The following is a 16,695-nucleotide window of genomic DNA, read 5'->3' as shown; positions in this document are numbered from 1 at the left end:
CCAGTCTTGCCAGGTAGCCCCTCTCAGCGACGCTTCGGACGGCGGCCGCGCAGGCGACGCCAGCCGATCCAGCAGCCGCTGGCGCAGACCACCAGGCCGCCGAGGCTGAAACCGAGCATCCACAGGTCCCACAGCGGACGCCGGGTCAGCAGCGGCAGCCAGTCCCAGCTATGCAACAGGGAAAACAGCCAGCGGCTGCCGCGCCGACCGTCGTCGAGCACGCCAACCACCGCGCCGCTGTAGGGATCCAGGTGCACCCAGGTATGCCGGGGATCGTCGAAACGCAGGCGCCAGACCGGCAGGCGCCGCTCCAGGTAGCCCATCATGCTGTGTTCTTCGCGCGGGTAGTAATAGAAGTCGTAGCGTTCCAACCGTTCGGCCTGCATCGGCACGCCCGGCAGCAGCGCGCGAGCCGCCGCCAGCAGGCGATCCGCGGGTAGCTCGCGGAGGATTTCGCCATCCGCCGTCAGCAGCAGGCTGTTGCCGCTGGCGCTGCGCCCGAGCGCATAGGGCTCGCCGTCGAGCGCCCGCCACTCCAGCTCGCGCACCCGCAACCCGGCGGCACGCAAGCGCCGCAGGACAGCGTCCGCCTCCAGTCCGGCGGGCAGCGCCCGGTCCCAGCTACCGCCCTGGTAGGCCGCGAGGTCGAACGGCGTACCGCGGCCGAACAGGTTCCACGGATTCATCGACATCAGCCCGCTGAAGATCCAGCTCAGCACCAGCGCGCCGAAGAGCAGGCCGGCGAGGTGGTGCCAGCGCTGGAAACCGCCCGCATAGGGCGAGCGCGAGCCGCTGCGATAGGGCTTGCGGAAGCGCCAGCGGAGCAGGCCGACGAGGATGCCGAGGACGGTCGCCAGGGTCGCCAGCAGCGACAGGCCGATCACCAGGTTCGCCCACTGCCCGTCGAACCAGCCGCCGCGCAGCGGATAGAGCCAGTGCAGCCAGGCGCCGAGCCAGTTCCAGGCGCGCTCCCGGCGGCTGGCGTCGCGTACCACCTCGCCGGTCTGCGAGGACAGGTAGAGCAGCCGGCCCTGCTCGTCCGCGGCCTGCACCCGCCATAGCGGCCGGTGCGGATCGAGGTTGCGGGTATGGGTCCAGGCGTCTTCCTCGATCCGCCCTTGCAACTGCATCGGTACTTCGCCGCTGAAAGCACGGGCCGAAGCCAGCACCCTGTCCGCGTCCACCGCCAGCGGTCGGCCGTCGCGCGCCGCCAGCGCACGCGTGCGTCCGTCGGCATCGTCCAGCAGGTAGGTCGGCAGGCCTCCTACGCTGGCCAGCCGGATGCTCCGCGGGGTCTTTCCATCGCCGCCGGCGAGGGCCGTCCGCAGCGGTACGCAGGCCTCGCAGCCGTCCAGCTCGGGCAGGTGGGCCAGGCGTTCCAGCGGAGTCAGCTTGGGATAGCCGACATACAGCATGACCATGCCGGAGACGAACCAGAGCACCATCAGCAGGCAGCAGCCGATGCCCAGCCAGCGGTGCCACAGGTACAGGTAGCGTTTCATCGACGACTCCTCAGAAGCGCGTCTGCACGCTCAGCTCGAAGGTGCGCGGGTCGCCGACGTAGTACAGCGGCGTGCTCTGCACGAAGCGTGCGTAGACCTCGTCGGTGAGGTTGCGCACGCGCCCGGTGATCCGCGTGCGCTCGTCCAGCCGGTAGCTGAGGAAAGTCCCGTAGACCGTGTAGGACGGCACGTGCCAGGTGTTGGCGTTGTTGGCGTACACCGAGGACACGTAGCGCGCGTCCACCCCACCCTGCCAGGCCGGGTCGAAGTCGTAGGTCAGCCACAGGTTGCCGACCCGCTCCGGCACGTTCGGCGGCGTCTTGCCCTTGCGCGAGACGGCGACGCCGCCGACGTTCTCGGTGAACTCGTCGTACTGCGCGTCGACCCAGGCGAAATTGCCCTCGGCCAGCAGCTTCGGGGTGATCCGCAGGGAGGCGGCGGCCTCGATGCCCCTGGAGGTCTGCTGGCCCACCGGCACGCTGAGGTTGGGGTTGTTCGGGTCGGCCACCGAGAAGTCCCGGCGGACGATGCGGTAGGCGGCCAGGGTGGCGCTGCCGCGACCGTCGAGGAAATCGAACTTGCTGCCCAGCTCCCACTGGTCGCCGGTGGACAGGTCGTAGTCGCGGACCTGGCCGAAGCTGGCGCTGGTCAGCACCCCGCCCGGCGGGTCGGCGGCGGTACTGTATTGCAGGTAGACGTTGGCGTGCGGAGTGAACTGGTAGACCAGCCCGGCGCGCCCGGTGAGCACGTCCCAGCGCCGTTCGAAGTGTGCAGGATCGCTGGCGGTCACCGTCCGATGGTTGCGCACGTCGAGGTCGAGGTGGTCGTAGCGCAGCCCGGTGACCAGCGACAGCTCGTCGGTCAGGCCCAGGCGGTTCTCGGCGAACAACGCGCTGGTGCGCACCTCGTTGCTGCGGTCCTTCCGGTGGCCGGGACGCATGCCCGGCAGGTCGTAGAAGTGGCCCGGCTCGAAACTGGCCGGATCGACCGTACCGAACGGCCCGGAGGCGGTACTCGGGAAGCGCGTCTGCTTGTTGATGCTGTAGTCGAAGCCCAGCGCCCAGTCGCTGGCCAGTCCGAACAGCGGCTGGCTGTGCTGTAGCTCGAAGCGGTTGCCGTTGAGCTGCTGGTCGTGGCGCTGGAGGAATGCGTTGGAGCGCACCACCCCGCTGTTGTCGGCGTTGTAGCGGTAGGTCTCGAGGTTGCGGTAATCGCGCTCGGCGTCGTAGTGGTAGAAGGTGTTGCGCCAGCGCGTGCTGTCGCTGACCCGGTATTCGAGGATCGAGCGCAGCCAGCGCACGCGCTGTTCGTAGCGGCCATCGGCGACGTTGTAGTTCTCGCGGCGACGGCTCTTGTCGATCTTCAGCTCGCCGGCGTAGGGATTGAGCACCGGCGTGCCCCAGTAGGGGCTGTCTTCCTGCTCGTCCTGGTACTCCAGGGCCAGGGTGTGGGAAAGGTCCGGGGTCAGGTCGCTGAGCAGGGAGAAAGCGACGTTCCACGATTCGCGCGAATTGCGGTCGACGTAGCCGTTGCCGCCGCTGCGGCTGACGTCCAGGCGCACGAAGTGCTTCGGCTCGGGGCCGATGCCCAGGGCCTGGTTGAAGCCGAAGGCGACTTCCGAATCGTCGTAGCTGCCGTAGCGCACCCGGCCTTCCATGAAATCGCCGTAGCGGTCGGCGAGCTTGCTGATGTAGTCCAGCGAGCCGCCGACGGCACCGGCGCCGTTGAGGAAGGAGGACGGACCGCCGACCAGCTCGACGCGGTCGACGATCCAGTCGTCCAGCGGACGCATGGCGCTGCTGTATTGCACCGGAATGCCGTTGAACAACTGGTTGACCTGGTTCGAGCTGAAGCCGCGGTAGGTGACGAAGCCGCCGAAGCCGGGCGGCGCCGAGGCGTTCACGCCGGGCAGGCTGTTGGCGATGTCCTGGGTGCTGCGCAGGCCGCGCCGCTCGAAGCTGGCACGGTTGGCCACGCTTACCGAGCCGGGAGTCTCGCGCAGGCTCAGGCCCAGGCGCGAGCCGCCGCCGGCGCTGTCGTCGAGATCGAGGGCCGGCGGGGTTTCCCCGGCGGCGCCGGCGCTGACGGTGAGGGCGGGCAGTTCGGTGGGTTCCTCATCGGCCCAGAGCAAGGCCGGAACGCCGGCCAGGGTGAGGTTGAGACCCAGCGCGAGGACGCGGCGGGCCGTGGAGTGCTTTTTCATCGAGCGATCCTGAAGCAAGGCATGGTGGGCACGCCCGCCTCGCCCGGATGGACAGCGGCGAGCGCTGCGCGGACGAGGCAGGACGGGCGACGGATGCAAATGCCCGGCGCGGCGGGCGTTCAGGATCAGGCGGGGGAAGCGCGCGGGTTGGCCGGCGGCCAGACGTACCGGGGCGGCACCGGCTCGCGCGTGGCGGGCGGGCGGAAACGTGCCTGGCGTCGCCGTTGCAAGCGCCAGGACCAGATCACCCCGAGCGCGACGAACAGCACCAGGGCGCTGCACATCGGGCAGCTCATCGGCAACTGGGGATTGACCGGTGCAGGATCGCCGGCGGACCCGTCGTCGGGATCCAGGGATAGCCATTGGCTGGCACCGGCGACGCAGAACAGCCCGACGCTGGCCTTCTGCCCCTTGTCGCTGCCCACTCCCAGCGCCTGCAGGTGCAGGACGCCGCAAGCCAGCGCGTTGACCAGCACGCAGGCACAGAGGGCGAAGCTCAGCCACTGCAGCAGCGGCGAGCGGGAGATGGGAGCGATTCTCATGACCGCGCACTCTAGCATCCTGAACCGCAAATTCCCCGCGCTTCTGCGCTGCGGTGCATCGCCGCAGCCCGAGGGCGCGACGCACGGCGACGAGCGGCGTATCAGGGGTGACTTGGGAGTTTCATGTGGCGCCGCTATAATCGCCCGCTCAGGCGGCCCTTTCGGGTCGCTCCCGCCTTCCGTTCGAGGGGCGCTGCAGCAGGCCTAGGCCTGTCAGGCTCGAACGGAGCGCGCTCTCAGGCCGGCCTCGCCGGTCTGTCAACGCACCAACGGCGCCCATTCGCAGACAACGAATGGAGAGTTACGCATGAGCGCTGTCATGACGCCCGCCGGTTTCACCGACTACAAGGTCGCCGACATCACCCTGGCCGCCTGGGGCCGCCGCGAGCTGATCATCGCCGAATCGGAAATGCCCGCACTGATGGGCCTGCGCCGCAAGTATGCCGGCCAGCAGCCGCTGAAAGGCGCAAAGATCCTCGGTTGCATCCACATGACCATCCAGACCGGCGTGCTGATCGAGACCCTGGTCGCGCTGGGCGCCGAAGTCCGCTGGTCGAGCTGCAACATCTTCTCCACCCAGGACCAGGCCGCCGCCGCCATCGCCGCCGCCGGCATCCCGGTGTTCGCCTGGAAGGGCGAGACCGAGGAAGAGTACGAATGGTGCATCGAGCAGACCATCCTCAAGGATGGCCAGCCGTGGGACGCCAACATGGTGCTGGACGACGGCGGTGACCTGACCGAGATCCTGCACAAGAAATACCCGCAGATGCTCGAGCGCATCCACGGCATCACCGAAGAGACCACCACCGGGGTCCACCGCCTGCTCGACATGCTCAAGAACGGCACCCTGAAAGTCCCGGCGATCAACGTCAACGACTCGGTGACCAAGAGCAAGAACGACAACAAGTACGGCTGCCGCCATAGCCTCAACGACGCCATCAAGCGCGGCACCGACCACCTGCTGTCGGGCAAGCAGGCCCTGGTGATCGGCTACGGCGACGTGGGCAAGGGCTCCTCGCAGTCGCTGCGCCAGGAAGGCATGATCGTCAAGGTCGCGGAAGTCGACCCGATCTGCGCCATGCAGGCCTGCATGGACGGCTTCGAAGTCGTATCGCCGTACAAGAACGGCATCAACGACGGCACCGAGGCCAGCATCGACGCCGCGCTGCTGGGCAAGATCGACCTGATCGTCACCACCACCGGCAACGTCAACGTCTGCGACGCCAACATGCTCAAGGCGCTGAAGAAACGCGCGGTGGTCTGCAACATCGGCCACTTCGACAACGAGATCGACACCGCCTTCATGCGCAAGAACTGGGCCTGGGAAGAGGTCAAGCCGCAGGTGCACAAGATCCACCGCACCGGCAAGGACGGTTTCGACGCGCACAACGACGACTACCTGATCCTTCTCGCTGAGGGCCGCCTGGTCAACCTGGGCAACGCCACCGGCCATCCGAGCCGGATCATGGACGGTTCCTTCGCCAACCAGGTGCTGGCGCAGATCCACCTGTTCGAGCAGAAGTACGCCGACCTGCCGGCCGCCGAGAAGGCCAAGCGCCTGAGCGTCGAAGTGCTGCCGAAGAAGCTCGACGAGGAAGTGGCCCTGGAGATGGTCAAGGGCTTCGGCGGCGTGGTCACCCAGCTGACCCCGAAACAGGCCGAGTACATCGGCGTGAGCGTGGAAGGCCCGTTCAAGCCGGACACCTATCGCTACTAAGCGGACCACGGGGCAGGCGCCATGCGCCTGCCCCGTTCGCATGAGCGCTCCCACGATGTCCACGCACCTCGCCGATCGCTACAACCAGGCCTGGCTGTTCGCCGCCCGCGCCCACCGCAACCAGACCCTCAGCGGCTCGCCGCTGCCTTATCTGGTGCACCTGGGCATGGTCGCCAACGAGCTGCTGGCCGCCGATCGCGACGGTGCCATCGAACGGCTCGGGGAAACCCTGCAGATCGCGGTCCTGCACGACACCCTGGAAGACACGGCGACCTCACCCGAGGAGCTGCGGCAACAGTTCGGCGAGTTCGTCTGTGCCGGCGTGCAGGCCCTGAGCAAGCGCGTCGGCGACGGCCCCAAGCGTTCCCTCGACGACTATCTCCAGGCGCTTGCCGAGGGCCCGGCGCAGTACGCCCTGGTCAAGCTGTGCGACCGCATCACCAACCTGCAGCCACCGCCGCAGACCTGGAACCAGGACAAGATCGCGAACTACCACCAGGAGTCGCAGCTGATCCTCGCTCGCCTCGGCCATGCCCACGCCGCGACGGCCCGACGCCTGCGGGAAAAAATCGAGCACTACCGCCAGTACTACTGAAGTACCCGGCGCTAGTCGGAATCAACAAGAAGAGGCGCGGCCGTGGTCGCGTCCAAGGAACCGATCATGAGTCAGAGCGAACGCCGTTTCAGCTTCGAGTTCTTCCCGGCGAAGACCGAGGCCGGCCATGAAAAGCTGTTGGCCACCGCCCGCAACCTGGCGGGCTACAAGCCCGACTTCTTCTCCTGCACCTACGGCGCCGGCGGATCCACCCGCGACCGCACGTTGAGTACCGTGCTGCAACTGGACGGCGAGGTGAAGGTGCCGACCGCGCCGCACCTGTCCTGTGTCGGCGACTCGAAAGCCGAGTTGCGCGAACTGCTCGGCCGCTACCGCGAGGCCGGCATCCGCCGCATCGTCGCCCTGCGCGGCGACCTGCCGTCGGGCATGGGCATGGCCAGCGGCGAACTGCGCTACGCCAACGAACTGGTGGACTTCATCCGCACCGAGACCGGCGACCACTTCCACATCGAGGTCGCCGCCTATCCGGAGGTCCACCCCCAGGCGCGTAGCTTCGAGGATGACCTGGCGAACTTCGTGCGCAAGGTGAAGGCCGGCGCCAGCAGCGCCATCACCCAGTACTTCTTCAACGCCGATGCCTATTTCTACTTCGTCGAGCGGGTCGCCAAGCTCGGCGTGGACATCCCGGTGGTCCCCGGCATCATGCCGATCACCAACTACTCCAAGCTGGCGCGCTTCTCCGACGCCTGCGGCGCCGAACTGCCGCGCTGGATCCGCAAGCAACTGGAAGCCTACGGCGACGACAGCCGCAGCATCCAGGCCTTCGGCGAGCAGGTCATCAGCGAGATGTGCGAACGCCTGCTGGAGGGCGGCGCACCGGGACTGCATTTCTATACTTTGAACCAGGCCGATCCGAGCCTGGCGATCTGGAAGAATCTCCAGCTGCCACGCTGATACCGCCCACGCGGTTCGGCCCGGCAGCGTATACCGGCAGGGATGCCTCTCACGCGATCCACGACAGACATGGCCAACTCACGCAAGCATCTGATCTACCTGGTCTACGGGCGACAGACCTACCACCAGGAAGCCCTGTTCAGCATCGCCAGCGCCTTCGCCCACCTCCGCGACGGGGCGGCGCATGGCCTGACGGTCAGGGTCTATACCGACGACCCCAGTCCCTACGCCGGCCTGCCGGTGCAGGTCCGCGAAGTGACGGCCGAGGAGTTGGTCGCCTGGTGCCAACCGCACGGCTATCACTTCCGCGCCAAGCACGTGGCCCTGCGCGACGCCCTGGAAGACGCCGACCAGGCATTGCTGATCGACACCGATACCTTCTTCCACAGTTCGCCCCTGCGCCTGTTCGACCGCATCCAGCCCGGCAGCCTGCTGTGCAACGCGATCGGCGCGCGCTATGGCGAACACCGTAACTTCCCGCTCTACCGCGACCTCTCGCCCTACCTGTTCGAGCGCAGCTGGGCCGACGACGAGATGCACCAGCTCAACTCCGGCGTCATCGGCCTGCCTCGGGAAGAGGCGAAAATACTCGACCGTTCGTTGGAATTAATGGATGAACTCTATCCAATTGCCAACGGTGCCTATACTCTTGAGGAATTCGTCCTGGCCGTCGCCGCCCACAAGCGGCTGGAGCTGGTGGGTTGTACCGACCTGATCCACCATTACTGGAGCCGGAAACAGCTGTTCCGCGCGAAGATCCAGGCCTGGTTGTGCAAGCACGGTTCCTCCCTTCTCAGCGCTGCAGCCCTCGACGACACCCTCAAGGTGACCGATCGACTGCCACGCCCACCGCGTGCCAAGCGTCTGCTGTACAAGCTGGGAACCCTGCCGTTGCCGGCTCCGATGCGCCAGTTCAGTATCGAACTGCTCTACGGTTGCCACGAATACAGTAACGAGTTCGACCGGGCCTGCGGCCCCGTCTGGTGGGAGAAAGCCGCGACCAATGCCATCGAACGCTATCCGCAGGAACCGATTGCGGAACAAATCGAGGATTGGCTGAATCACAGCTTGCTGCGCAACCTCCTTGGCTCCCGGGCCAACGAGATCCGCCAGCATTTGCGCCAGCGTGACCTGCTCTGACCGCAGCCCTCCGTTGACGCTGCCCCCGGCCCCCCCACCCAGGGCCGGGAGCGAACCGGCCAGCGCCCCCGACCAGGTGCGCGGCCATGCCCGCGAGGGCACCCGTTCGACACCGGCCACCGAGCGCATACGCAGCGCCGCGGCCAGACCTTCCGCCCTGGCCGACAGGGCCCGAAGGTAGACAGGAGTTCGCAGAACTTGGTGATTTCACAGCAGCCGGCCTCGCCCCGGCCCATATAGGAAAACCCGCATGTCCTTTTCTTCCCTCGGACTCTCCGAGGCGCTTGCCCGCGCTGTGGAGGCTGCGGGCTACAGCCAGCCCACTCCCGTGCAACAGCGGGCGATTCCCGCCGTGTTGCAAGGTCGCGACCTGATGGTTGCGGCACAGACCGGCACCGGCAAGACCGGTGGTTTCGCCCTGCCGGTACTGGAGCGCCTGTTCCCCGCCGGTCATCCCGACCGCGAACACCGCCACGGCCCGCGCCAGGCGCGCGTGCTGGTACTGACCCCGACCCGTGAGCTGGCCGCCCAGGTGCATGACAGCTTCAAGGTCTACGCCCGCGACCTGCCGCTGAACAGCACCTGCATCTTCGGCGGGGTTGGCATGAACCCGCAGATCCAGGCCCTGGCCAAGGGCGTCGACGTACTCGTCGCCTGCCCCGGGCGCCTGCTCGACCTGGCCGGGCAGAACAAGGTCGACCTGTCCCACGTGGAAATCCTCGTCCTCGACGAAGCCGACCGCATGCTCGACATGGGCTTCATCCACGATGTGAAGAAGGTTCTCGCCAAGCTGCCGCCCAAGCGCCAGAACCTGCTGTTCTCGGCAACCTTCTCGAAAGACATCGTCGACCTCGCCAACAAGCTCCTGCACAACCCGGAACGCATCGAGGTAACGCCGCCGAACACCACGGTCGAGCGCATCGAGCAACGCGTGTTCCGCCTGCCGGCGCCGCAGAAGCGCGCCCTGCTGGCGCACCTGGTGACCGTCGGCGCCTGGGAACAGGTGCTGGTCTTCACCCGTACCAAGCACGGCGCCAACCGTCTCGCCGAGTACCTGACCAAGCACGGCCTGCCGGCCGCCGCGATCCATGGCAACAAGAGCCAGAACGCGCGGACCAAGGCGCTGGCCGACTTCAAGGCCAACGACGTGCGCATCCTGGTGGCGACCGACATCGCCGCCCGCGGCCTGGATATCGACCAGTTGCCCCATGTGGTCAACTACGAGCTGCCCAACGTCGAGGAAGACTACGTCCACCGCATCGGCCGTACCGGCCGAGCCGGACGCAGCGGCGAGGCGATCTCGCTGGTGGCGCCGGACGAAGAGAAGCTGCTCAAGGCCATCGAGAAGATGACCAGACAGCGTATTCCCGATGGCGATGCCCAGGGTTTCGACCCCGAGGCCGTGCTGCCCGAGGTGGCCCAGCCGGAGCCCCGCGAAGCGCCGCAGAAGCAGCCGCGCCGCGACAAGGAACGGCGCAGCAGCCGCGAGCGCAAGCCGAAAGACGCCCAGGCGAGCAACCCCGACAGCAATGTCGCTGCGGCCCAGGACGGTACCGAGAAGCCGGCTGGAAAGCGCCGCCGTCGCGGTGGCAAGAACAAGGAAAACCGCGAGGCCGGCCAAGCGCAGCAGCCGCGGCAGAGCCGCGAAGCGCGTCCGGCCAAGCCCAATCGGCCGCCGGAAGTCGACGGTAATCGCGATCCGGAAGAGTTCCTCGACGACGACTTCGACAATTTCGGCAACCGCGCCGACTACGTCAGCCCCTACCAGGGCCAGGAAAACAAGGGACGCGGACGCCGCGGTGGCCAGCAGAAACCCCAGGGCGGCACCGGCCAGCAGGGTCGTGGCCAGGGCCAAGCTCGCGGCAAGAGCCAGGGCGCCGCTCAAGGCGGCGCTCGCGGTCAGGGTGCCGGCCAGGGCAAGGCGAAGAAACCGCGCGCCGGCAAGCCGCGCGGCCAGGGTCGCGAGAATGCCTCGCGGATGAGCGACGCGCCGCTGCGCGAGCCGTCCGAGTATGGCACCGGCAAGCAGCCGAGCCGCCAGCCGGTGGTGATCAACAAGCGCGACCTGGTGCGCATGGATCGCTTCCCCACCGCCGAGCAGCTCGACGAGCTGGAACCGCGGCGCAAGGGCGAGCGCCCCGCACTGCTGACCCGCAACCGCTAAGGCCGAGCGGGTCCGTGACGCGGACCCGCCGACTTCCGCGAGGATAAAAAAACGCCGACCCTAGGGTCGGCGTTCTTGCATGGCGCGGAAGGCGATCAGGCCTGGGGATCTTCCTTCTTCGCGGTCTGCTGCTGGGTCACGGTCTGCTGGTTCCAGCCGCCGCCGAGGGCCTTGTACAGGTTGACCTCGCTGGTCAGCTGATTGAGGCGGTCGGTGATCAGTTGCTGCTGCGCGGTGAACAGCGAGCGTTGCGCGTCGAGCAGGGTCAGGTAGTTGTCCACCCCCGTGCGATAGCGCTTGTCGGCGAGCTGGTAGTACTCGTCGCTGGCCTTGACCAGATCGCGCTGCGCCTGCAACTGCTCGGTGAAGGTACCGCGCGCGGCCAGGCCGTCGGCGACTTCCTGGAACGCCGTCTGGATCGCCTTCTCGTACTGCGCGACGTTGATGTCCTTCTGGATCTTCGCGTAGTCCAGGCTGGCACGCAGGCTGCCGGCGGTGAAGATCGGCAGGTTGATCGACGGCTGGAACAACCAGGAACCCGAACCGGCGTCGAACAGGCCGGACAGTTGGCGGCTCATGGTGCCGGCGTTGGCGGTCAGGCTGATGCTCGGGAAGAACGCCGCGCGCGCGGCGCCGATGCTGGCGTTGGCAGCCATGAGCTGGTGCTCGGCCTCGAGGATGTCCGGGCGCCGTTGCAGCAGGTCCGACGGCAGACCCGCCGGCACTTCGGTCAGCAGGGTCTGGTCCAGGCCCAGGCCTTGCGGCAGGTTCGCCGGGATCCCGGAGCCCAGCAGCAGGACCAGCGCATTCTGGTCCTGGGCTACCAGGCGGGTGTACTGCGCCAGGGTCGCGCGGGCGCCTTCCACGGCGGTCTGCGCCTGGCGCAGGTCGAGCGCGGAGGCGACGCCGACGTCGTAGCTGCGCTGGGTCAGGTCGAAACTCTTCTGGTAGGTGCCCAGGGTGTCCTTGGTCAGCTGCAACTGCGCCTGGTCGGCCTTCAGCGTCAGGTAGGCGGTCGCCACGCTGGCCACCAGGGTGGTCTGCGCGCTGCGCTGCGCCTGTTCGGTCGCCAGGTACTGCTCCAGGGCCTGGTCGCGCAGGCTGCGCAGGCGGCCGAAGAGATCGAGTTCCCAGGCGGTAGTGCCCAGGGTCACCCCGTACTGGCTGGAAATCGCCGGACTGCCGGTGGTCGACAGGTCGCCCGGCAAACGCTGGCGGGTGCCGCTACCGTCCACGCCGATCCGCGGGAACAGGTCGGCCCGCTGGATGCGGTACTGCGCCCGGAAGGCCTCGACGTTCAGCGCGGCGACCCGCAGGTCGCGGTTGTTTTCCAGCGCCACGCCGATCAGTTGCTGCAACTGCGGGTCGCGGAAGAACTCGCGCCAGCCGATGTCGGCGGCCGGAACGGCCGCCGCGCCGGTGTTCTGCCCGTAGGCCTGCCCTTGCGGGTAGGCCGCGGCTACCGGCGCCTCGGGGCGCTGGTAGTCGGGGATCAGCGAGCAGCCGGACAGAACGACAGCGGCTACCGCCAGGGAAAGGAAGGACCGTTTCATATCATTGCCCCTTTTCGACGGACGCTTGCTGCTTGGACGCCTCGTCCTTGAACAGCGTGCTGACCGCCACGTAGAACAGCGGTACCCAGAAGATCGCCAGGACGGTCGCAGTGACCATGCCGCCGATCACGCCGGTACCGATCGCATGCTGGCTGCCCGAGCCGGCGCCGGTGGAGATCGCCAGCGGGACCACGCCGAGGATGAACGCCAGGGAGGTCATCACGATCGGCCGCAGACGCATGCGGCAGGCTTCGATGGCCGCCTCGACGATGCCCTTGCCCTGCTCGTGCAGCTCCTTGGCGAACTCCACGATGAGAATGGCGTTCTTCGCCGACAGGCCGATGGTCGTCAACAGGCCCACCTGGAAGAACACGTCGTTGGACAGGCCGCGCATGGACGTCGCCAGCAGCGCGCCGATCACGCCCAACGGCACCACCAGCATCACCGAGAACGGAATCGACCAGCTTTCGTACAGGGCCGCCAGGCAGAGGAACACCACCAGCAGCGACAGCGCATACAGCGCCGGCGCCTGCGAGCCGGACAAGCGCTCCTCGTAGGACAGGCCGGTCCAGGAGTAGCCAACGCCTTTCGGCAATTGCTTGACGATCTCCTCGACCGCCGCCATGGCGTCACCGGAACTCAGGCCGGGCGCCGGCTCGCCGAGGATCTCCATCGCCGGCACGCCATTGTAGCGCTCCAGCTTCGGCGAACCGTATTCCCACTTGCCGGTGGCGAAGGCGTTGAACGGCACCATCTCGCCCTTGTCGTTGCGCACGTACCACTTGCTCAGGTCGTCCGGGTTCATCCGCGCGTCCGGCCTGCCCTGCAGGTAGACCCGCTTGACCCGGCCACGGTCGATGAAGTCGTTGACGTAGCTGGAACCCCAGGCGATGGACACGGTGCTGTTGATGTCGGCAAGGGACACGCCGAGGGCGCTGGCCTTCTCGTCGTCGATCTCCAGCTTGTACTGCGGTTCGTCGCTCATGCCGTTGGGGCGCACGCGTTGCAGCGCCGGGTTCTGCGCGGCGAGCATGAGGAACTTGTTGCGCGCCTGGAGCAGGACTTCGTGGCCGACGCCCGCCTGGTCCTGGAGGAACAGGTCGAAGCCGGTGGCGTTACCCAGTTCCAGTACCGACGGCGGCGCGAAGGCGAACACCATCGCGTCCTTGAAGCTGAAGAAGTGCATCTGCGCGCGCTTGGCCAGTTCGAACACGCTGTTCTCGCCACCGGGACGCTCTTCCCAGGGCTTGAGCATGATGAACGCCATGCCCGAACTCTGGCCGCGGCCGGCGAAGTTGAAGCCGGTCACGGTGAACACCGAGCTGACCGAAGAGCTTTCCTTCTCCAGCAGGTATTCGCGCATCGAGTCCACCACCACCTGGGTACGCTCGGCACTGGAGCCCGGCGGGGTCTGTACCTGGGCGAACAGTACGCCCTGGTCCTCGTCGGGGAGGAACGCGGTGGGAATGCGGGTGAACATCCAGATCATCCCGGCCACGATCACCACGTAGATCAGCAGGTACGGCGCGCGATGCTTGAGGATCGACGCCACGCCCCGCTCGTAGCCGTGGGTGGTGGAAAGGAACATCCGGTTGAACCAGCCGAAGAAGCCGCCCTTGTGCTCGCCATGGTCGCCTTTCTCGATCGGCTTGAGCATGGTCGCGCAGAGCGCCGGGGTGAGGATCAGCGCCACGATCACCGAGAGGGCCATGGCCGACACGATGGTGATGGAGAACTGCCGGTAGATCACCCCGGTGGAGCCGCCGAAGAACGCCATCGGCAGGAATACCGCCGAGAGCACCATGGCGATACCGACCAGCGCGCCCTGGATCTGGCCCATGGACTTGCGCGCCGCCTCCCTTGGCGACAGGCCTTCCTCGGCCATCACCCGCTCGACGTTCTCCACCACCACGATGGCGTCGTCCACCAGCAAGCCGATGGCCAGCACCATGCCGAACATGGTCAGGGTGTTGATCGAGAAGCCGAACGCGGCGAGCACGCCGAAGGTCCCCAGCAGCACCACCGGTACGGCGATGGTCGGGATCAGCGTGGCGCGGAAGTTCTGCAGGAACAGGTACATCACCAGGAACACGAGGAGGATCGCCTCGCCGAGGGTCTTCACTACCTCATGGATCGAGGCCGAGACCACCGGGGTGGTGTCGTACGGGTAGACCACCTTCATGCCCTGCGGCATGAACGGTTCCAGGTTGGCGATGGTCTGGCGGATCGCCTTGGCGGTATCCAGCGCGTTGGCGCCGGTGGCCAGCTTGATCGCGATACCGGACGCCGGGCTGCCGTTGAACTGCGCGTTGATGCTGTAGTCCTGGCCGCCCAGGCCTACATCGGCGACGTCCTTCAGGCGCACCTGGGAACCGTCGGGATTGACCTTGAGCAGGATGTTCTCGAATTGCTCCGCGGTCTGCAGGCGGGTCTTGCCGATGATGGTGGCGTTGAGCTGCTGGCCCTTGACCGCCGGCAAGCCGCCGAGCTGGCCGGAGGAAATCTGCACGTTCTGCGCCTGGATCGCGCTGCTCACGTCGCCGGGGGTCAGCTGGTAGCTGTTCAGCTTGGCCGGGTCGAGCCAGATGCGCATCGAGTACTGCGAGCCGAACACCTGGAAGTCACCGACGCCCTTGGTCCGCGAGAGCGGGTCCTGGATGTTGGAAACGATGTAGTTCGACAGGTCTTCCTTGGTCATGCTGCCGTCGGTGGAAACCACACCGACCACCATGAGGAAGTTCTTCACCGCCTTGGTCACCCGGATCCCCTGGCGCTGCACTTCCTGCGGCAGTAGCGGGGTGGCCAGTTGCAGCTTGTTCTGCACCTGGACCTGGGCGATGTCGGGGTCGGTGCCCTGTTCGAAGGTCACGGTGATGGTCATGCTGCCGTCGGAGTTACTCTCCGAGGAGATGTAGCGCAGATTGTCGATCCCGTTCATCTGCTGCTCGATCACCTGGACCACGGTGTCCTGCACCGTCTCGGCCGAGGCGCCCGGGTAGCTCACCTGCACGGCGATGGCCGGCGGGGCGATGGCCGGGTACTGGTTGACCGGCAGACTGAGGATCGACAGGCCGCCCGCGAGCATGATCACCAAGGCGATCACCCACGCGAAAATGGGCCTATCAATGAAAAACTTCGACATTACGAATCCCCTTGATCAGCCCTTGCTGTCGGTTTTCGCCGGAGCGGCGTCGGCCTTCTGCGCGGACGCGACATTCTTCGCCGGCACGGTCTTCACCTCGACACCCGGCTGCACGAACTGCAGGCCTTCGGTAATGATCTTGTCGCCGGCGTTCAGGCCTTCGGTAACCAGCCATTTGTCGCCGATCACCCGGTCGGCCTTGATCACCCGCAGCTCGACCTTGTTCTGCGCGTTCACCACCAGCGCGGTAGCCTGGCCCTTGAGGTCGCGGGTCACGCCTTGCTGCGGAGCGAGGATGGCCTTCTGCTTGACGCCTTCCTGCAACTGCGCGTGAACGAACATGCCGGGCAGCAGCTCGTTGTTCGGGTTGGGGAACACGGCGCGGATGGTGACCGAGCCGGTGCCTTCGTCGACGGAAACCTCGGAGAATTCGAGGCGACCTTCCAGCGGGTATTGGCTACCGTCCTCCAGCTTCAGGGAGACCTTCGCCGCGTTGTCGCCGGCGCGCTCCAACTGGCCGCTGGCCAGTTCGCGGCGCAGGCGCAGCAGGGCGGTGGACGGCTGGGTGACGTCGACGTAGATCGGGTCGAGCTGTTGCACGGTGGCCATCGCGTTGGCCTGGCCGTTGGTCACCAGGGCGCCTTCGGTCACCGCGGAACGGCCGATGCGGCCGGAGATCGGCGACAGCACCTTGGTGTAGCGCAGGTTGATCCGCGCCTGCTCCACCGCCGCCTTGGACTGCAGGTAGGCGGCATTGGCGTCGGCGTACTGCTGCTTGCTCACGGCCTGGTCGGCGACCAGCAGCTTGTAGCGCTGGGCCTGTTCCTGGGTCGAAGCCAGGTTGGCCTGGGCGCTCTGGTAGTCGGCCTCGTAGGTGGCGGGGTCGATCTGGTAGAGCTGCTGCCCGGCCTTGACGTCGCTGCCTTCCTTGAACAGGCGCTTGAGGATGATGCCGTTCACCTGGGGACGCACCTCGGCGATGCGGAACGCATTGGTCCGGCCCGGCAGCTCGGTATTCAGGGTCACCGTCTGCGCTTCCAGGGTCACGATCCCGACCTCCGGCGTTTGCGCCGGCGGCGGCGCCTCGCTTTTTCCGCACCCGGAAAGGGCCGAAATCGCGACCAGCAGGGCCGGAACCAGTACACGCATGGCTGGCGTTCGTTGCATAGCGTTGTCCTCATGAGCGAAAGCGGCCGATGCAGCGTGAAGGCGCTGCACCGGC

The 16,695-nt window shown here is 66.9% G+C and carries 11 protein-coding genes and 1 riboswitch; of the genes, 5 read left to right on the top strand and 6 right to left on the bottom strand.

Annotation, left to right across the window (positions count from 1 at the left end):
* Positions 1-23 precede the first annotated feature (23 nt).
* From ACI766_RS02185 to ACI766_RS02175, 3 genes are all read right to left on the bottom strand, one after another.
* Complete coding sequence (locus ACI766_RS02185) at positions 24-1,502, bottom strand: PepSY domain-containing protein (protein WP_023086805.1); 1,479 nt, start codon at positions 1,500-1,502, stop codon at positions 24-26.
* Between the two features lie 10 nt (positions 1,503-1,512).
* Positions 1,513-3,705, bottom strand: coding sequence for a TonB-dependent receptor (locus tag ACI766_RS02180; protein ID WP_003084649.1), 2,193 nt, complete (start codon positions 3,703-3,705; stop codon positions 1,513-1,515).
* A gap of 125 nt (positions 3,706-3,830) precedes the next feature.
* Positions 3,831-4,247, bottom strand: coding sequence for a DUF2946 domain-containing protein (locus tag ACI766_RS02175; protein WP_003109726.1), 417 nt, complete (start codon positions 4,245-4,247; stop codon positions 3,831-3,833).
* 179 nt (positions 4,248-4,426) lie between these two features.
* Positions 4,427-4,532, top strand: a riboswitch (S-adenosyl-L-homocysteine riboswitch).
* A 22-nt stretch (positions 4,533-4,554) separates the two neighbouring features.
* Here ACI766_RS02175 and ahcY point away from each other — a divergent pair.
* The 5 genes from ahcY to ACI766_RS02150 all read left to right on the top strand — a co-directional run bounded on the left by ahcY (position 4,555) and on the right by ACI766_RS02150 (position 10,778).
* A complete protein-coding gene (ahcY, locus tag ACI766_RS02170; protein WP_003099900.1) occupies positions 4,555-5,964 on the top strand; it encodes an adenosylhomocysteinase in 1,410 nt (469 codons plus the stop codon).
* 40 nt (positions 5,965-6,004) lie between these two features.
* Positions 6,005-6,559 (top strand): HD domain-containing protein, encoded by a 555-nt coding sequence (locus ACI766_RS02165; protein ID WP_003118822.1) that lies wholly within the window; start codon positions 6,005-6,007, stop codon positions 6,557-6,559.
* Between the two features lie 66 nt (positions 6,560-6,625).
* Positions 6,626-7,474: a methylenetetrahydrofolate reductase [NAD(P)H] gene (gene metF / locus ACI766_RS02160; RefSeq protein WP_003084639.1), complete on the top strand. Its 849-nt coding sequence runs from the start codon at positions 6,626-6,628 to the stop codon at positions 7,472-7,474.
* Between the two features lie 69 nt (positions 7,475-7,543).
* Positions 7,544-8,614 carry a hypothetical protein gene (locus ACI766_RS02155; protein ID WP_003160906.1) on the top strand — a complete coding sequence of 357 codons (1,071 nt, stop codon included), beginning with the start codon at positions 7,544-7,546 and terminating at the stop codon, positions 8,612-8,614.
* 250 nt (positions 8,615-8,864) lie between these two features.
* Entirely contained in the window at positions 8,865-10,778 is a 1,914-nt protein-coding gene (locus ACI766_RS02150; RefSeq protein ID WP_017001581.1) for a DEAD/DEAH box helicase, read from the top strand.
* Positions 10,779-10,873: 95 nt separating this feature from the next.
* Here the strand turns inward: ACI766_RS02150 and oprM are convergent, their stop codons facing one another.
* The 3 genes from oprM to mexA are packed head-to-tail and all read right to left on the bottom strand — an operon-like array spanning position 10,874 to position 16,640.
* On the bottom strand, positions 10,874-12,331 hold the full coding sequence (oprM, locus tag ACI766_RS02145; RefSeq protein ID WP_003084633.1) for a multidrug efflux RND transporter outer membrane channel subunit OprM: 1,458 nt from the start codon (positions 12,329-12,331) through the stop codon (positions 10,874-10,876).
* A 1-nt stretch (position 12,332) separates the two neighbouring features.
* Entirely contained in the window at positions 12,333-15,473 is a 3,141-nt protein-coding gene (mexB, locus tag ACI766_RS02140; protein ID WP_003107312.1) for a multidrug efflux RND transporter permease subunit MexB, read from the bottom strand.
* Positions 15,474-15,488: 15 nt separating this feature from the next.
* Positions 15,489-16,640 (bottom strand): multidrug efflux RND transporter periplasmic adaptor subunit MexA, encoded by a 1,152-nt coding sequence (mexA, locus tag ACI766_RS02135; protein WP_003118819.1) that lies wholly within the window; start codon positions 16,638-16,640, stop codon positions 15,489-15,491.
* Positions 16,641-16,695 lie beyond the last annotated feature (55 nt).

Source organism: Pseudomonas sp. DL, from assembly GCF_047199225.1.
Lineage (GTDB): Bacteria > Pseudomonadota > Gammaproteobacteria > Pseudomonadales > Pseudomonadaceae > Pseudomonas > Pseudomonas aeruginosa.
This window is presented reverse-complemented; position numbering and strand designations above follow the sequence as displayed.

Coding starts and splice junctions, on each gene's coding strand:
- ACI766_RS02185 (WP_023086805.1), bottom strand. CDS start 1,502: ATGAAACGCTACCTGTACCTGTGGCACCGCTGGCTGGGCATCGGCTGC.
- ACI766_RS02180 (WP_003084649.1), bottom strand. CDS start 3,705: ATGAAAAAGCACTCCACGGCCCGCCGCGTCCTCGCGCTGGGTCTCAAC.
- ACI766_RS02175 (WP_003109726.1), bottom strand. CDS start 4,247: ATGAGAATCGCTCCCATCTCCCGCTCGCCGCTGCTGCAGTGGCTGAGC.
- ahcY (WP_003099900.1), top strand. CDS start 4,555: ATGAGCGCTGTCATGACGCCCGCCGGTTTCACCGACTACAAGGTCGCC.
- ACI766_RS02165 (WP_003118822.1), top strand. CDS start 6,005: ATGAGCGCTCCCACGATGTCCACGCACCTCGCCGATCGCTACAACCAG.
- metF (WP_003084639.1), top strand. CDS start 6,626: ATGAGTCAGAGCGAACGCCGTTTCAGCTTCGAGTTCTTCCCGGCGAAG.
- ACI766_RS02155 (WP_003160906.1), top strand. CDS start 7,544: ATGGCCAACTCACGCAAGCATCTGATCTACCTGGTCTACGGGCGACAG.
- ACI766_RS02150 (WP_017001581.1), top strand. CDS start 8,865: ATGTCCTTTTCTTCCCTCGGACTCTCCGAGGCGCTTGCCCGCGCTGTG.
- oprM (WP_003084633.1), bottom strand. CDS start 12,331: ATGAAACGGTCCTTCCTTTCCCTGGCGGTAGCCGCTGTCGTTCTGTCC.
- mexB (WP_003107312.1), bottom strand. CDS start 15,473: ATGTCGAAGTTTTTCATTGATAGGCCCATTTTCGCGTGGGTGATCGCC.
- mexA (WP_003118819.1), bottom strand. CDS start 16,640: ATGCAACGAACGCCAGCCATGCGTGTACTGGTTCCGGCCCTGCTGGTC.